We start from the raw sequence: 17,244 nt of genomic DNA, 5'->3' as shown, positions 1-17,244 counted from the left end.
AGCGATATGGCGGAAAAAACTCTTGTAACAGCGCCGGAGTCAACCAAACATCGTACTGTCAAAAAATCTCCGGCCGACCGGGCTTTTGTAATCTGCAATACTATTTTTCTGATTCTTTTTACGGTAGTTACCCTTTACCCGGTGATCAATCAGCTGGCAATTTCCTTCAACGATGCGGCAGATGCACTTCGGGGCGGAATTTATGTACTGCCGCGGCAGTTGAGTTTACAGAACTATGTTACTGTTCTCAGTCGGCAAAACCTGCTTACGGGGCTTTGGATCAGCGTGGCGCGCACCGTTCTAGGGACGGTTCTCGGCCTTTTTATTACTGCGCTGCTTGCGTTTATGTGCAGCCGCCCGAAATATCTGCTCAAAAAACAGATGAATCTGTTCTGGATCATTACCATGTATGTGAACGGCGGTATGATTCCGGTTTTCCTGCTTTATAAAGACCTCGGTCTCACGAATTCCTTCTGGGTTTACATTGTGCCGGGCCTGACGGGTGCGTTCAATATGATGGTCTTGAGAAGCTACATGGAAAATCTTCCGGTCAGTATGGAGGAATCCGCACAACTGGACGGGGCCGGATATATGACAATTTTTCTGAAAATCATCCTTCCGTTATGCACTCCTGTTCTTGCTACTGTGGCGCTTTTCATCGCCGTCGGCCAGTGGAACAGCTGGTTCGACGCTATGCTTTATAATCGCATGAGCGAACAGTATACGACCCTTCAATATGAGTTGATGAAGCTGCTTGCTGCCGCCACAACCTCGGGCGCCGGTACTCAGTACAGCCACAGCAATACCGGCAGCATGGTTACCCCCGCGTCCATCCGCGCCGCCGGCTCCATAGTAACCATGCTCCCAATTGTCTGCTTGTACCCGTTCCTTCAGCGTTATTTTATAACTGGCATGACCCTAGGCGCTGTCAAGGAATAAATCGTATCCCGTTGCTGAGGAATGTCGCTTCATCAGATCATCCTGCGCAGAAAGGAAGTCGAAACATGAAAGGTGCGTTTGAAACAGGTGTCTACCGCAATGTTTTTGCGGAATACGGTTACAGCGAACTGGAAATTCAAAATCGGAAAGAAGACATTTTTAACACTCTGTTTTATGGCTCCGAAGAGGAGCGTATTTACCACCCAGTTGGCAGTGATATGGGATACATCGAAGACACGGGAAACTTGGATGTCCGTACGGAAGGCATGTCCTACGGCATGATGATGTGTGTACAGCTGAATCGAAAGAATGAGTTTGACCGGCTCTGGAAATGGGCCGTAACCTATATGCGCCTTGAGAGCGGGCCCAATGCGGGCTATTTCGCATGGTCCTGTGCACCCGACGGCTCCAAAAACTCATTTGGTGCGGCTCCCGACGGGGAGGAGTATTTCGCCATGGCGCTGCTGCTAGCATCCCATAGGTGGGGGGATGGAGAAGGAATTTTCCAATATAGCGCGTGTGCGAGAAAACTTCTGCATATCTGCGTTCATAAGGGGGAAGCTGGGGATCCCGGTCGAGCCATGTGGGACCCAAATAACAAACTGATTCGATTTGTAGCGGAAGCGGATTTTACAGACCCTTCCTATCATTTGCCGCATTTTTATGAATTGTTTGCACAATGGGCAGACCAAGAAGATAGACCATTCTGGAAACAGGCGGCAGCAGCCAGCCGCGCGTATTTGAAAAAGGCCTGTCACCCCGTTACGGGGCTGAGCCCGGAGTATTCCGAATTTGACGGAAAGCCTTATACAAAGGAGATTGACCGCTGGGGCCGGCATGACTGGTATTACAGCGACGCCTACCGCACCGTTGCTAATATTGCGCTGGATTATTGTTGGTTTGCTCCCGATGAATGGGCTTGCGAGGAAGCAAATCGTGTTCAGACGTTTTTTTGCGAAACGGTAAAAGACCACCCAAATGGGATTTATCGCGTTGACGGAACGGTGCTTCCGGGCAATGCGCTTCATCCGGTTGCTATTTGTGCCGTGAATGCGCAGGCAAGCCTTGCTTCGCATGGAAAGTATGCACAGGAGTGTGTCAGACGATTTTGGGAGACCCCTTTGCGTATGGGACCAAGACGTTATTATGATAATTGCCTTTTCTTTTTTGCGTTTCTTGCTCTTAGCGGGAACTACCGTATTTACTGACTTTTCCGGTTTCGATGACATAGTTTACGTATGAGTCATCATCTCATTTATTTCCCACGACGCGCCAAACTAAAGACCGGGCTTGAAAGACAAGCCCGGTCTTTAGTTTGTTCCACCGGCAAATGTGCCATTTCGCTCCCTTGTTTTTGCCGCTCTTTTGAAAAACGGGCATACCGTTCTGTGCGCCGCACAAAATAATAAGAGAATTTTTTAGCGCTCCGAGGGATCGATAAAATGTCAAGCTTATCCACGTTTAGCCGGTTAACAAAAATCTACCGTTCCTGCAAGGAAATCCCGATTGACGACTCATCCAAAATCGTGCTCATCAGCGACTGCCATCGCGGGGACGGCAGCTGGGTCGATAACTTTACGAACAATCAGAATATCTATTACGCCGCAATCAAATATTACTACGAAAACGGCTATACTTATATTGACCTTGGCGACAGCGACGATTTGTGGAAAAACAAGAAGTTTTTCGATATCACCAATGTCTACACGGACATCTTCCACCTGCTTCACGAATTTTATCAGGACGGGCGGTATTATCTGATTTACGGAAATCATGATATTGAGAAAAGAACCCCGTGCTTTATTCAGAAAAACCTGCAGCGGTATTATGACAGCCATACCGAACGTTTTGAACCGCTGTTTGATAATATTGAGGTGCATGAAGGCCTGATTCTGAAGCATCAGGAAACGCAGACCACCTTTTTTCTGGTTCACGGCCATCAGGGCGACCTGGTCAGTGATATTTTCTGGCGGGTTGGCCGGCTCCTGACCCGGTATGTCTGGCGCAGACTGGAACTTTTCGGTCATAAGGACCCCACCAGCGCGGCGAAAAACTATGAAAAGGAGCGAAAGGTAGAACGTAAAATCAAGGATTGGGTGGAAGCAAACAATCAGCCGGTCATCGCGGGGCATACCCATCGCCCCACCTGCCCGCAAGAGGACGAACCACCCTATTTTAACGACGGCAGCTGTGTACATCCCAACTGCATTACCTGCATTGAAATTGTCCATTCGGAGATTACCCTTATGAAATGGGATATTAAAACCAGGGAAGACCGGACTTTTTTCGTCGACCGTGAACCCATTGTCCTTCCCAGAAAAATTACGCAAAATATGTATCGGCGTAGGATTTGAATAGCAGCGACAAGCGGTTTGTAGAAAAGTTCATAGTTTTGTGGGATAATAATAAAATTAATCATTGGGACTGATTTTATTATTATCTGGAGGGAAAGCCGATGGCGCAAACCACAAAAAAGGCGCTTGCCGCTTCTTTTAAAAAGCTGCTGGCGGAAAAACCGCTGGATAAGATTACGGTCACGGATATTGTGGAAGACTGCGAAGTGAACCGCCAGACCTTTTATTACCATTTTAAAGATATCTATGATCTGGTGGAGTGGATCTATACAACGGAAGCCGGCCGGGCGCTGGACGGCAAAAAAACGTACGACACCTGGCAGCAGGGGTTCCTACATATTTTTGAATATGTGCAGAAAAACAAGAATTTTATTTCCAGTACTTACCGCTCCATCAATCGTGATTTTCTGGAGCGTTATCTTTACACCGAAACCTACAATTTGTTGATCGGCGTAATAAATGAAATTGCACAGGGAATGCCCGTGCGGGAAGATGACAAAGCATTTATCGCCCATTTTTATAAATACGCCTTTGTGGGTTTAATGCTGGAATGGATTCGCACGGGAATGAAAGAAGAACCGGCTTATATCATCGGTCAGCTCGATATTATGATGCGCGGCGATATTGCGGAAGCGCTGGAAAAGTTCAGCGCAAATCGGCGGGCTTAGACAATTCGCGTTATTTGTAAAAAGTATTTACAATCCTCGGCCGGTGTCAAAACCTTGCACACCCAGGCGGAATTGTCTATGGTATTTGCGGGTGGTTTTCTTTATGATAAAGCCATCAGATTGATTTTATCGATTTGGAGGTGCTTTATCATGTATTACAGCAGCGGAAATTATGAGGCGTTCGCGCGCCCGCAGAAACCGGCGAATGTCGATAAAAAATCCGCCTATCTGGTTGGTTCCGGTCTGGCTTCTCTGGCGGCGGCATGTTTTTTGGTGCGTGACGGCCAGATGAAGGGCGAGCACATTCACATCTTGGAGGAAACGAAGCTTCCGGGCGGTGCATGTGACGGAATCCGCGATGCGGACAAGGGCTTTGTCATCCGCGGCGGCCGCGAAATGGAAAACCATTTTGAATGCTTGTGGGATTTGTTCCGTTCCATCCCATCTTTGGAAACAGAAGGCGCGTCTGTTTTGGATGAATTTTATTGGCTGAACAAAAAGGACCCGAACTACTCCTTGATGCGGGCGACCGTAAACAGGGGGCAGGATGCCCATACCGACGGAAAATTTGGCCTTTCGGACAAAGCTTCCATGGAAATTATGAAGCTTTTCTTCACGCGTGATGAAGACCTGTACGATAAAAAAATCACCGATGTCTTTACGGAAGAATTTTTTAAATCCAATTTCTGGCTTTACTGGCGCACTATGTTTGCCTTTGAGGACTGGCACAGCGCACTGGAAATGAAACGGTACATTCAGCGCTTTATTCATCACATTGGCGGTCTTCCGGACTTTTCCGCTCTGAAATTCACCAAGTACAATCAGTACGAGTCCTTGATCCTTCCGATGGTGAAATATTTGGAATCCCATCATGTTCACTTCCAGTACGACACCAAAGTGACCAACGTGCTGTTTGATATTCAAAAAGGGACAAAGGTTGCTACCAAAATCCTATTTGAACGCGGCGGCAAAGAGGAATGCATCGACCTGATTGAAGACGACCTCATCTTTATTACAAACGGAAGCCTGACCGAAAATTCAACTCTTGGCGACGACGACCATCCGGCGGTTATGAACACGGCTCCAGGCGCCTGCTGGGAATTGTGGCGGAATATCGCCAAGCAGGACCCGTCTTTCGGCCATCCGGATAAGTTCTGCACCAATCTGGAAAAGACCAACTGGGAATCCGCAACGCTTACCACGCTGGACAACCGGATTCCGCCCTATATTGAAAAAATCTGCAAGCGCGACCCGTTCAGCGGCAAGGTGGTTACGGGCGGAATTATTACCATTAAAGATTCCAACTGGCTGATGAGCTACACCCTGAACCGCCAGCCGCATTTTAAGGAACAGCCGAGAAACCAGTTGGTTGTATGGATTTACAGCCTGTTTACGAATGTTCCGGGCAACTATATAAAAAAACCAATGCGCGACTGCACGGGTACGGAAATCGCAGAAGAATGGCTGTACCATCTGGGCGTGCCGGAATCGGAAATTCACGATATGGCGGTTCACTCCACACACTGCGTTCCCTGCATGATGCCCTATGTAACCGCATTCTTCATGCCCAGAAGGAAGGACGACCGGCCAAACGTTGTGCCGGACGGCAGCGTAAACTTTGCGTTCATCGGCCAGTTTGCGGAAACGGAGCGCGATACTATCTTTACCGTAGAATATTCCGTCCGCACTGCTATGGAGGCGGTTTACACCCTGCTGAATATCGACCGCGGCGTGCCGGAAGTGTTCGCTTCCTGCTATGACATTCGCGTACTGCTGGATTCTACCTCTAAAATGATGGACGGTAAAAAGCTTTCCGAAATGAAGCTGCCATTCCCCATGAACTTTATAGGAAAGCGAGCACTGAAGAAAGTGTCCGGTACGGTCATTGAGGACTTGCTCCGAAAATATCATGTCATTTAATAGTTCCAATTTAGGGCACACGTTTCCAAAAACGTGTGCCCTAAATGTTATGAGGCGTCTTCTGCCTTTTGGAAGGTTTTGCGACAGGTGCCAAGACACGTTTCTGCACGGCATATTTTGTCCTGATGAAACCAACAGTTTTTCACCGCGCAAGGGGAATCATATCCGACTGTCCATTGACAGACCTGCGGATACGTGTTATATAAATGCTATTAGAAGCGGAAATTCCTCGTTTCGGAAATGATGGGCAGTCAGACAGACGAAACGAGGAATCCTATGAGGAAGGAATATAGAATGAAAGGCAATGTTATCAAAAATCTGAAACCGTACGAAGGAAAACTGGTTTGGGTGGAATTTGGTGATCCCGACGCCTGCTGCTGTGCAAACTGTGGAGCCTGCCTGTCCAGTGATGAGGAATCCCAGCTATACCGCAGCGGAGTTTATCGCGTGGAAGGGCATTTTCTGGTGGCGGCGGATGCCCCCGAAACAAGCTTTCATGAATATACTCCGCGCATTCTTGCAATCTACGAGTGGAATCCATAAGTGAAAGGCTTTTGAGTATCGTGACAAAGGCATTTTTTCATGATACAATGAAAAATACGGAATCAGAACGAAACTACATACATAATTGAATGAGGATATTTTACGATGAATGAAAAAGAAATTGCGGAAGTCCGTCGGCGCTTTCGTCCGGATAAAAGCAACATAACCCGGGTGCGCGGCTGTTATGTAAACGATAAAAGAGAAATTGTTACAGAACTGAATCAATCGCTTGCTTTAATGCCTCAGGAGGAATCCGAAGAGCTTTTGACCATTCTGAAGAAGACACTGTCCGGAACTCTCGAAAAGAACCTGATTAACATCGAGTTTGCAACGAAACAGGTGCTGGAGGGAGAGGAACATCAGCTGCTTATGGCGCTCAAAGATTCCGCCCTGGAAGACGATGCCGCCGTGCGGGAATTTTACAATCGTGTGATTCAGTCGCTCAACATGGAAGGTCATTATCTGATTCTTCTGGCCTGCGATAAATATGATGTCCCATACTACACAAAAGATGGGGAAAAGCAGGATGATTCGACCGAAGTGTATTCCTACTTTTTGTGCAGCATTTGCCCTGTAAAACCGACTAAACCGGCGCTTGGCTACTATGTTTCCGAAAACACGTTCCGCAATATTACGGCCGACTGGGTGGTGTCGGCGCCCGAGCTTGGATTCCTGTTTCCAGCTTTTGACGACCGCAGCGCCAACATTTATAATGCGCTCTACTATTCCCGCAACATTGCAGAAAACCACGAGGAATTCGTGGATACCGTGTTCAAAAGCGAAATTCCAATGCCGGCTGCCGCGCAGAAAGAGACCTTCCAGTCCATTCTGTCGGACACCGTCGCTGAAGATTGCAGCCTTGACGTGGTACAGGCGGTTCATGAGCAGTTATCCGAAATGATTGAAGAGCATAAAGCAAACAAAGAGGCGGACCCGCTGGTGATTTCCAAAGAAACCGTCAAGGGGGTTTTGGAATCCTGTGGTATCCCCGAAGCCCGCGTGACCGCGTTTGAAGAAAAATACGATACCGAATTCGGTGCCAATACTGAGATTAGCCCGCGGAATCTGATTGATACCAAACAATTTGAAATTCACACTCCAAATGTGACAATTCGTGTGAACCCGGAACGCAGCGATCTGGTGGAAACACGCATCATCAATGGGGTCAAGTATATTTTAATCCGCGCAGACGAAGGGGTCGAAGTAAACGGTGTAAATATTCATATTACATAACGGCAGGTTAGTGATAAAAAATCCGTACAAAAGAGTTATGCTCTTTTGTACGGATTTTTTGTGTGCTAGAAGAATTTACTGCTCGCTTTGCGAAAAGCAGGCGGTAGACCCTCTCACTTTTATAGTGAATGCAACTTATGCTGACGGTTACCGTTTTCTGTTCTTCATTCCCCTGGATGCTGCGGAACCGATTCTTTATTTTTTCACATGCCCTGCTGAAATAGCTTTTGATTCAGCACGGCACCCATGTGGGCACAGTCTATTTTTAAGGTTTCCTGGCAGGACCGCAAGGCTCTTTCGTTATCGCCCAGACCATGGCTGCCCAACGCGATGAGGTAGCGGCAGTGTGCTTCGTTGCGGAGGTTCAGGTCTTCATCGAAGAGCTGCAAATCCGGCAGGGAAACCGCAAAATAGTCGATGCGGACGTTGTCGAAGATGTGTTTTTCGCCGTAATCAACCAGCTTGTGGAAACGGCTGAGCGCTTCTTCTGTTTTTCCCAATTTTTGCAGAGCCAGGCCCTGATAGAAAATCATGTCGGCTGGCTGGTCGTTGTAATACATCATTCCGGCCGGCTCTTGGTTGCCGATGGTTGCGAGTTCCCAGTTCTGCTTTGCGCCCTGGATGTCGCCCCATGCTTCGCAGGCACAGCCGAGGTAGTAGTAAATATCATTGTCTTTTTGGCCTTCTAGTTTTCCTTCTCCCAGATTCTCCGGGAAGACGAGCGCTTTGGTCAGCAGACCTTTCGCCTTTGCTGCATCGCCTTGTGCCAGCGCTTTCCGCGCCATCTCTAACAATGCGACTGTGTATTGTTTGGTTATTTTACCTTCTCCGCCTTCCCATGGGTGGAACTTGCGAGCTTGAATACGTTGATAAGCTTCCTCATGGTGTCCAAGCAGATTCAGCAGTGTAATATATTCCACGCAGAGGTCGTCACGTTGTTCAACGACGTCCTTGTTTGCCTCAAAGTGCTTGATTCGTTCTGCCGGAGAGACACCGCGCTTTTTGTAGAGCTGGTCAAGCTCCAGGAATACGCGCGCATCCGTTTTATCCAGGGCGAACGCAGTTTCCAGCGCCTTTTGTGCTTTGTCCGGGTTGTGCTCTTTATTGTAATAGGCGAGGGATAGGTTGCGCCATACTGTCGGGAACGTGTCGTCAAGCTGTATGGATTTTTCCCACAGCTCACGTGCCTGTTTAAACTGCCTCCGGTCATACCAGAGGTTGCCAAGATAGTAGGGAGCTTTCGCGTCCGACGGCGCTGCTTCGATGGCATATTCCAGAACGGCGATATCGCCCAGCCGGTTCGGGAAGCAGTACAGCGGGCTGCGCTTTGCAGCCTCTGAAAGAGCGGCTTTGCTCTCCTTATCGCTGCCCTTTCGGGCGAAATAATACGCTTCATAGTAGGCGAGCATCGGATATTTTGCAGTGCACAGGCGAAGAACGCTGATGGCCTCGTCAAGGCAGCCGTAGGAAGCATATTCGGAAGCCACCTCAAGAAAAGTTCCCGGCTCATTGCGCATCAGGCAAAGTGTTTCTTCATGCCCCCTGCCCGTCAGAGAATCGAGCTCCAGACGGGAGGTATAATCAAACGGGTCTACGCGGAGATTTTCCTGAAGCCACTCTTGTGCTTCTATGGTTTTTCCGAGTTTGCGCAGAATCAGCGCTTTCAAAGCACGTGCCTTAATGTTGTGCAGATTCTTTACCAAAGAACGCTCCACAAAGACCAGCGCTTCCTGCCAACTGCCCTTGCTTGCGGCAATCGCAGCAAGGTGATAGAAAGACATTTCCTGCTGCGCGCTGGTCCAAGTTGCTTTATAAAACGCGTCGAAAGCTTCGTCATGGCGATTCTGGTACAGCAGACTGAGACCAAGGTTATAGTAGGGTTCGCTGTCATACGGGTTGGGGTTTTTCCAGGTAATGCGTTCCACTGCTTTGCGGAAATACGCTTCGCTTTCGCGAAACAATCCCCTGCGAAACAGCAGCAGTCCATAAGCGTTGTTGATGCGGCTGTCGCCAGGGTCACGCCGGAGTCCTTCCAAATAATACGGGTCCGGCAGATACGTAGCGTGGCGGTACTGCTCAATGTGCAGGCCGGTTAAGTAGAGCTCTTCATTCGTAGCGATTTCCTTTGGGTCTTTTGCGGGTTGGGCAGGCTCCGGAAGTTTTTCAATTTTTTTCGGTGCGGGGGTATAGCGGAGCATTAGGCGGCCCGTTTCGTCGTAAACGGATAAAGTCAATTCTTCTGGTTTTATGCCATGTGTAGAAACTTCCGCGCTGAGAACATCGTTGGGCGAAATCTTCTGAACGGTTTCATACATTGTTTTGCCGTTCGCCTGAAGTACAATTTTCGCGTTCTTGTAAACACCGGTTGCATAGACGCAAATGTTTGCGGTATTTTCATTCGCTTCCAGATTTAGAACGACTTCTGTGCTTGCATTTTTGACGCTGCCTACCTTTTTGTAGGGCATGAAATACTGGGTGAAGCATTTTTCCTCAAAGGGTTTGAGCCATGTGAAGTCCGGCTGGTTATCGGTAAACATTCCGGTCATCAGTTCAATGTAGGGACCGTTTTTATCCGTGAGGTTGCGGTCCCACGCTTTTCCAAACTCGCCGCAGCCCCAAGTCCACTGCTTTTTGCCCGGCGAAACATGGTGGTCGGCAATATGCAGAATTCCGGCCTCCACACCGTAGTCATAGCCGCCGACGAAATTGAAGTCCGAATGATATGCCATATAAGAGGTCGGTACGGGGATGTTTTTGTAACGGGAGATGTCCACACCGGCACCGTAATCGTGCTTGTAATAAACACCTGTTGCAATCGGAAATTTGGAAACGTCACGTTTTCCGTGGTCCATCACTGCGTGAACATCCGGCGGGAAAATGGACTGGGTGTTGTCATTTACGCTAACAGCTGGGTTTGCCCACCACAGGAATGTCTGGGGTATATCGGTGGGGTTATAAAGCTGGCCTTTGATTTCTATGTAAGCTTTGTCCGGATAGAGTGTGAAGCTCGCCATGCCTTTTGTGCCGTTGATTTTGTCTATTTCGCTGACGCGCACGGTTTTGCTGCCGTCCGGGTTTTCGCAAAGGGTATAATCCACGGGGGAGAAGGTGGAGGGGCGGTGGTGCTGTGGCCAGTTAAATTCGATTCCACCGCTGATCCATGGTCCGGTAAGACCAACAAGTGCCGGCTTGATGACTTCATTATAGTAAACGAAGTCGTAGCCGTTTGTTTTGTCGTACGCGCGTTGGATACGTCCGCCCAGTTCCGGCAGAATCATGACCTTAATATAATCGTTTTCCAGGAAAACAGCATTATAATCCTGATCCTTTTTTTCGTCGTATATTTTATCGATGACAGGAAGTGGATAAACTTTGCCGGAACTGCCCTGATAAACACGTTTTTCCAGAAACATCGGGTTTTTATCCGGAATACCGACGCCATAGGTCGGTATTGTCACTTTTTCCTGCCATACTTCTACTTGCTTTTTAATGTGCTTCATGATGATGCCTCCTGATTTTTAAACAAATTTTTCAAGAAGGGTTTGACTATTATCGTCTAAATATCTATAATAAAATACCTGTGATCGAGAAAAGATATCTATTTATTTCAAATTAAAGGGGAATACTGACGTGAAAATAAATGACCAGGGTGTTTTGCAAACCTCCGATATTTATTTCCATACACACAGTTCGCAGGCCAAGGAGATGTATTTTTATCCGCTTTGCACGGGCCATTATTTTTGCGACAGCACCTATGCTGTAAACCGGCAGAACTATAACAGTTTTCTAATTATTTATGTGTGCAAGGGTAACGGCTTTGTGGTGCAAAACGGACGTCACATTCCGTTGCACGAAGGCTCCCTGGCGTTCATCGACTGTTATAAGCCTCATCAGTATTATACAAAGAGCGGTTGGGAAATTTACTGGGTCCATTTTGACGGAGTCCTTGCCCGGCGGTATTTTGAAACCGCTACCCGCGGCGGGATTGTGTTTGCGCCGCAGAATCCATACAGTGCCGAGCACTGTATGTTTAAGATTTTTGAAGGTTACCATGGGCACAGGAAAATCAGTGAGGTGGTTGTTTCAAAAATTATTACGGATTTGCTGACCGAGTTGATTCTGTGCGCTAATAAGATTGTCTCTCGAGATAATAATGGAAGTATGATTGAAGAAATTCTGGCTTATATTTCTGAAAACTTAGATAAATCGCTGACCTTGGAGCAACTGGCGAAAAGGGCTTCTCTGAGTCCTTTTTACTTTACCAGGGTCTTTAAAAAGGAAACGGGTTTTACGCCCCATGAGTATATTATCCGGGTCCGCATCGAGTTTGCAAAGTTCCTGCTTACATCGACGGATGCCCGAATCAAGGAAGTTGCGTTTCGCAGCGGATTTGAAAACGAATGCAGTTTTTGTACTTCTTTTAGGAAAGCTACCGGTACAACACCCTTGAAATTCAAGGGAACTAGCTTAAAAAGTTAAAAAAGACCGCCCTGCAGAAAATTATGACAGGGCGGCCTTTTTGTAACCACGGATCCGTTTCATGAACGTTTTTGTCTGATGTTTCTGCCAAATTGCGTTGGTATTTCACAGTGATCTATGTATTGCAACTTAACAGACATCCTGCCTAAGTAAATATTTTCAGCAACGGAAAGTCCAATCAAAAAAATGTGGCGTTCCTGATAGATAATGCTGATTCCTTCCTCAATTGCTTCATGTGGAGGACGGAACCGCTTCTGCACCCCATCCAGAGAATATTCACATTTATCCGGCTGGTAATCGCCGTTTAAACCTTTAGCAGGTAGATTTGCCCGCTCCGTTTCCGTCCAGGAAAGCCAGCACTTCACCGCTATGTGCCTGGAAACTAATATCATCCAGTGCTAAGTTTTTGTCAAGATTATGATAGCATAAACAAATTCCGTTTTGTTTTTTAAAATTGCGTACCTGTTTTTAAAAATTGCTCTTTTGAATTCACCTTATTGCTTTTTTGTAAAAATGTAAACTGACAACAAAATCTATAAATATTCTGAAGTAAGTTATATAAAACTAACAAATGTTACATCTTTATTACCTGATTACTGCAAAAATATGCCAATATATTGTCGATAGAAAACACGAAATGCTTTGCTTGATTCGGTTTATTTCACTTTAGCTTAAAATTGCCTCTCGTGTTAGGGAAATAAGGGTGTAGGCTGCAGCGTCTTGACAGTTATAATAAAAACTTTTTCACATTAAAAAATATATTGACAAATATTCTATAGATGCTATAATTTGATTAACGCAATCGGTTGCATAAATTTTAAATTAATGTACAATAAAAATAACAATTCAGTTGAATTTTGAGTGAAATACTTGTATATAATTGACTTAATATCGAAATATAACCTGTAATACATAAGTAAACCGGTTGCATAGGAGGAAATATGTCAGCAACAATTCACGATGTGGCAAAGGCTGCAGGAGTCTCTTCGTCTACTGTTTCGCGCATCATCAACAATAAGGGGGGCATTTCAGCAAAAACACGGGATCGGGTTTTAGAAATCATGCGAAAGCTGGAATATGTCCCAAACGATACGGCGCGAAGTTTTGCAAACGGCAGCACCTCTGCAATTGCTTTGGTCATTGATGTAATAGAAACCCGTTCTTTTTCAAATAACTTTTTTAACAACAGTGTGTTCGGTATTGAAACAGTCGCCCATGAAAATGGCTTTAACTTGATTATTACGAACGGGCGAATGCAAAAAGGAAATATCACCTCGGCAGATAAACTGGTGTTTGGGAAAAAAGTGGACGGCATTATTCTGCCAAACTCTTTGCTTGACCACGCCTTTATTGAAAAGATGAATAAAATCCAATTTCCCTATGTTGTTTTAGGTGATCCAAGAACGCTTGACGCTGACAACAGCTGGGTAGATATAAATAACGTTCAGGGCGGGGCTCTTGCCGTTCACCACTTGGTGAAAAATGGTTATAAAAATATTGCTTTTTTATCGAGCGGCAGCAAAGAAATTTTTAATCAGGACCGCATCACCGGCTATAGTCGGGCACTGCATGAGCTGGGGCTTCCCGTGCTGGATGAGCGAATTTGTCATTGCAATTCCACTGTGGAAAATGGTCTGAACGCTATGTCACAGATGTTCCAGGCCGATACTCCCCCGGATGCGGTGATATGCAGCGATTTTTATCTTGCGGTGGGCGCCCTTCGTGCGGCGCGGCAGAACGGACTCCCGGTTCCGGAAGCGTTCGGGATCATCAGCTTTGACAATACGCCGGTGACGGAGCTTTCAGAACCTGCCATTACGACGGTGGATATTGATACGTTTGGATTGGGCGAACAGGCAGCTTCCATATTAATACAGAAAATTGAAGATAAGGATATGAGCAGCAGACAGATTTTATTATCCACAAAAATTGTGGAACGAGAATCGACAAAAAGAAATCAAAGGAGGCAGGATGGTGAATAACGCAGCTCTGGCACATCGGCCTGTGGAAAGTTTTATTTATCCGGTTTCTTCAGAGAAACTTATTTTTCGCTTTCAGGCAGCAAGAAAAGATTTAAAGTCCTGTGTTTTGGTCTGCTGGAGAAGGTATGAACCACCTGAAAAAGTCCACCGCATTCCAATGCGATGTGTCCTGCGCGACCGGGAACACGATTACTTTTCCTGTAAAGCCATATTTCAGGAAACCGCTTGTTACATAAGGTACTATTTCGAACTAAGTGATGGCGACCAAACCATTTGGTACGGCACGCAAGGAGCACAATCCACCAGACCGGATGAGAATTATTTCGAGTATCTATACCCCAATGTAAGCGATGGGCCTCACCCACCGGGGTGGTGCGAAAGACAGATTTATTACCAGATATTCCCCGACCGATTTCGAAACGGAGACACAAAGAATGACCCCTTGGATACTGTGCCGTGGGGGACCCCCCCAAGCCGAAGCAACACCATGGGCGGCGACTTGCAGGGAATTCTAGATTGTGTGGACTATCTAACGAGTCTTGGAATTACGTGCCTTTATTTAACGCCTATCTTTCATGGCTCTTCCAATCATAAATATGATACAGTGGATTATTACAAAATTGATCCCCAGTTTGGCACGGAAGAAGATTTAAGGACGCTTACCGATCAGTGCCATAAACGAGGGATTCGGGTTGTGCTGGATGGCGTGTTCAATCACTGCGGTTATTATTTTCCACCGTTTCAAGACCTGATTCAAAACGGTGAACAGTCCAAATACAAAAACTGGTTTTTTTCGTTTGGTTTTCCGGTAAAATCCGATCCGCCGAATTATGAATGTGTCGGGTATTATAAATGGATGCCGAAGTTAAACCTTTCCAATCCGGAAACAAGCGATTACTTTATCCATGTCGGGAAGTACTGGATTGACAAGTGCGGGATCGACGGTTGGAGGCTTGATGTAGCGGATGAAATTGAGGGCCGGTTTTGGGAACGTTTTTCTGAAACTTTGAAACAGGATTTTCCGAATATTGTGCTGATTGGAGAAAGCTGGGGCGACGCCGGTCGTTTGGTGCTTGGCAATCGTTTGGACGGAGCAATGAACTATCTTTTCAAGGATGCCGTTACCGATTGGCTGGCAAAAGAAAAAATTGATGCTCCAGAATTTGATCACCGCATCAACCGCATGCTGTCCCTGTATCCGGAAGAAACCTGCCGATGTATGTATAATTTGCTGGATAGTCACGATACGCCTCGATTTTTATACGATTGCGGCGGCAATCTGCAAAAGCTGAAGCTGGCTGTTGCATTCATGATGACATTCCCAGGCTGCCCGGCCATTTTTTACGGGGATGAGATCGGCCTGACGGGAGCAAACGACCCAGAATGCCGGCAGGCTATGGTTTGGGACAGTACGAAGCAAAACCATATGCTGTTTGACTGGTACCGCAGGCTCATTGGAATCCGCAAAAAATACGATGCACTGATTCTGGGAGATTACTGCACCAACCTTTGCAGTTCAGAAACGGGGCTATACGGATTCATCCGATCATATCGTAAGCAGAACATCTATATTGTTTTAAATCCGACCAATCAAAGGCAAAACGCAGCTGTCCCTCTTCTGGAACAAGAAAGCGAATGGTTTGAACTGCTGAACGAAGAGAAGATTTCTTCCATAAAAATTCAGGAGGGAGAAAGCTATTACAATCACGACATCGCACAATACGGAAGCAGGCTGCAAACGACTATGGAGCCCTATTCCGTAAAAATATTTATTCAGAAAGTGGTGTGAAGCATGAAAAACCAGTGGGCAAAAAAAATTCTGGCATTTACCCTTTCAGCAGTCCTAATGTTGACAGCACTAACTGCATGTTCCGGGCAAACACCAGAAAATAGTCCATCATCCGAAGACCAGCAGGGAAATCAAAATACTTCCCAAAACAACGCGCCAAAAGAAACCATTACGTTAAACTTCTGGCATCATTACAGTGCACAATCTCCGGAGAATGAAACTCTAACGAAAGTATTGATCCCCAAATTTGAACAAGAAAACCCAGGTTATAAAATCAACGCAACATCCTATGAATGGGCAAAGCTCCACGACAAAATTCTGGTCAGCGCCAATGCCAATACTTTGCCAGACGTCGCAAGGTTGGATATTGCCTGGGTCCCTGAATTCCAAAAGCTCAATATTCTTGTACCACTTGATAAGGAAATGAGCGACTTTTCACCGTATTCCAGCAGCCTTTTGGCAAACGCCATGAGCACAGCCGAAATCGGGGGAAATTACTACGCGCTGGCGCTTAATACCAACACAAAAATCTTATTTTATAACAAAGCTGCGTTGGAGCAAGCGGGCGTGTCCATTCCGAAAACGATGGATGAATTCGCCGCAGCCGCTAAAAAACTCTCGGGCAAAAACAGCAATGGTCAACAGGTGTGGGGATGCACAGAACCCGCACTGGCAGGCTGGAATGTACTCCCTTACATATGGAGCATGGGCGGCGAAATTACCAACAACGACTATACAAAAGCTTCTGGGTATTTGAATGGGGAAAAAACAGTAAAAGCGGTCCAAATGCTTGCTGACCTTTATAAAAACAAAGCCTTAATCGGTTTTAACAGCGGAGATATTCCCATGACCGACGGCTTCGGAACAGGCCGTTATGCCATGCTGCTGGAAGGACCATGGAAGATTGCAGAGTTAAAAGGAGCGTATCCTGACTTTTCTTATGGAACAGCGGATGTACCAGCAGGAGAGGGAGGCTCCCATTCTGTCCTTGGCGGCGAAGATATCGGTATGTTTTCTTCCGCAAACAAGGAAGGCGCTTGGAAGTTTATGAAATTCATGACCAGCGAGTTTGCTCAGGAGGAAATGGCTAAATGCGGGCTGATTCCTGTTAATAAAGAAGCGCTGGAAAGCGCGACGGTCAAAGATGCGTCGTATGCGCCCTTCCTGGATGCGATTAAAACCGCGAAAGCTCGTCCTCCAGTAGCAAAATGGACGGAAATTGATAATCAGCTGACAACCGCTATGACCTCCATTATTAAGGACGGAGCGGATGCGCAGAAAACACTTGACCAACTTGCGTCTCAAGTTGATGAACTACTAAAATAATAGTATAACCA

The 17,244-nt window shown here is 46.6% G+C and carries 12 protein-coding genes; 11 read left to right on the top strand and 1 reads right to left on the bottom strand.

Features of this window, described 5'->3' with window-relative positions; translation table 11 throughout:
* Positions 1-6: 6 nt before the first annotated feature.
* From ACSVDI_RS09745 to ACSVDI_RS09715, 7 genes are all read left to right on the top strand, one after another.
* Positions 7-939, top strand: coding sequence for a carbohydrate ABC transporter permease (locus ACSVDI_RS09745; protein ID WP_457942524.1), 933 nt, complete (start codon positions 7-9; stop codon positions 937-939).
* 65 nt (positions 940-1,004) lie between these two features.
* Positions 1,005-2,147: a glycosyl hydrolase family 8 gene (locus tag ACSVDI_RS09740; protein ID WP_457942522.1), complete on the top strand. Its 1,143-nt coding sequence runs from the start codon at positions 1,005-1,007 to the stop codon at positions 2,145-2,147.
* Between the two features lie 234 nt (positions 2,148-2,381).
* Complete coding sequence (locus tag ACSVDI_RS09735) at positions 2,382-3,293, top strand: metallophosphoesterase (protein WP_457942520.1); 912 nt, start codon at positions 2,382-2,384, stop codon at positions 3,291-3,293.
* Between the two features lie 101 nt (positions 3,294-3,394).
* Positions 3,395-3,961 (top strand): TetR/AcrR family transcriptional regulator, encoded by a 567-nt coding sequence (locus tag ACSVDI_RS09730; protein WP_457942518.1) that lies wholly within the window; start codon positions 3,395-3,397, stop codon positions 3,959-3,961.
* Positions 3,962-4,111: 150 nt separating this feature from the next.
* A complete protein-coding gene (locus ACSVDI_RS09725; protein ID WP_457942516.1) occupies positions 4,112-5,881 on the top strand; it encodes an oleate hydratase in 1,770 nt (589 codons plus the stop codon).
* A gap of 294 nt (positions 5,882-6,175) precedes the next feature.
* Positions 6,176-6,424 carry a hypothetical protein gene (locus ACSVDI_RS09720; protein WP_457942514.1) on the top strand — a complete coding sequence of 83 codons (249 nt, stop codon included), beginning with the start codon at positions 6,176-6,178 and terminating at the stop codon, positions 6,422-6,424.
* A 105-nt stretch (positions 6,425-6,529) separates the two neighbouring features.
* A complete protein-coding gene (locus tag ACSVDI_RS09715; RefSeq protein WP_457942513.1) occupies positions 6,530-7,657 on the top strand; it encodes a DUF4317 domain-containing protein in 1,128 nt (375 codons plus the stop codon).
* Positions 7,658-7,860: 203 nt separating this feature from the next.
* Here ACSVDI_RS09715 and ACSVDI_RS09710 read toward each other — a convergent pair whose 3' ends face one another.
* On the bottom strand, positions 7,861-11,157 hold the full coding sequence (locus ACSVDI_RS09710; RefSeq protein WP_457942512.1) for a DUF5107 domain-containing protein: 3,297 nt from the start codon (positions 11,155-11,157) through the stop codon (positions 7,861-7,863).
* Positions 11,158-11,287: 130 nt separating this feature from the next.
* Between ACSVDI_RS09710 and ACSVDI_RS09705 the strand changes: the two genes are divergently transcribed.
* The 4 genes from ACSVDI_RS09705 to ACSVDI_RS09690 all read left to right on the top strand — a co-directional run bounded on the left by ACSVDI_RS09705 (position 11,288) and on the right by ACSVDI_RS09690 (position 17,233).
* Positions 11,288-12,136: a helix-turn-helix domain-containing protein gene (locus ACSVDI_RS09705; protein ID WP_457942510.1), complete on the top strand. Its 849-nt coding sequence runs from the start codon at positions 11,288-11,290 to the stop codon at positions 12,134-12,136.
* A 941-nt stretch (positions 12,137-13,077) separates the two neighbouring features.
* The gene (locus tag ACSVDI_RS09700; protein WP_457942508.1) at positions 13,078-14,118 is read left to right on the top strand and encodes a LacI family DNA-binding transcriptional regulator; all 1,041 of its coding nucleotides are present in this window, start codon (positions 13,078-13,080) and stop codon (positions 14,116-14,118) included.
* Complete coding sequence (locus ACSVDI_RS09695) at positions 14,111-15,907, top strand: glycoside hydrolase family 13 protein (RefSeq protein WP_457942506.1); 1,797 nt, start codon at positions 14,111-14,113, stop codon at positions 15,905-15,907. Before ACSVDI_RS09700 ends, ACSVDI_RS09695 begins: the two co-directional genes overlap by 8 nt.
* 3 nt (positions 15,908-15,910) lie before the next feature.
* On the top strand, positions 15,911-17,233 hold the full coding sequence (locus ACSVDI_RS09690; protein WP_457942505.1) for an extracellular solute-binding protein: 1,323 nt from the start codon (positions 15,911-15,913) through the stop codon (positions 17,231-17,233).
* Positions 17,234-17,244: the final 11 nt, after the last annotated feature.

Source organism: Caproiciproducens sp. LBM24188 (genome assembly GCF_054130445.1).
Note: the sequence above shows the minus strand (reverse complement) of the source record. Positions and strands in the feature narration are given on the sequence as shown.

Coding starts and splice junctions, on each gene's coding strand:
- ACSVDI_RS09745 (WP_457942524.1), top strand. CDS start 7: ATGGCGGAAAAAACTCTTGTAACAGCGCCGGAGTCAACCAAACATCGT.
- ACSVDI_RS09740 (WP_457942522.1), top strand. CDS start 1,005: ATGAAAGGTGCGTTTGAAACAGGTGTCTACCGCAATGTTTTTGCGGAA.
- ACSVDI_RS09735 (WP_457942520.1), top strand. CDS start 2,382: ATGTCAAGCTTATCCACGTTTAGCCGGTTAACAAAAATCTACCGTTCC.
- ACSVDI_RS09730 (WP_457942518.1), top strand. CDS start 3,395: ATGGCGCAAACCACAAAAAAGGCGCTTGCCGCTTCTTTTAAAAAGCTG.
- ACSVDI_RS09725 (WP_457942516.1), top strand. CDS start 4,112: ATGTATTACAGCAGCGGAAATTATGAGGCGTTCGCGCGCCCGCAGAAA.
- ACSVDI_RS09720 (WP_457942514.1), top strand. CDS start 6,176: ATGAAAGGCAATGTTATCAAAAATCTGAAACCGTACGAAGGAAAACTG.
- ACSVDI_RS09715 (WP_457942513.1), top strand. CDS start 6,530: ATGAATGAAAAAGAAATTGCGGAAGTCCGTCGGCGCTTTCGTCCGGAT.
- ACSVDI_RS09710 (WP_457942512.1), bottom strand. CDS start 11,157: ATGAAGCACATTAAAAAGCAAGTAGAAGTATGGCAGGAAAAAGTGACA.
- ACSVDI_RS09700 (WP_457942508.1), top strand. CDS start 13,078: ATGTCAGCAACAATTCACGATGTGGCAAAGGCTGCAGGAGTCTCTTCG.
- ACSVDI_RS09690 (WP_457942505.1), top strand. CDS start 15,911: ATGAAAAACCAGTGGGCAAAAAAAATTCTGGCATTTACCCTTTCAGCA.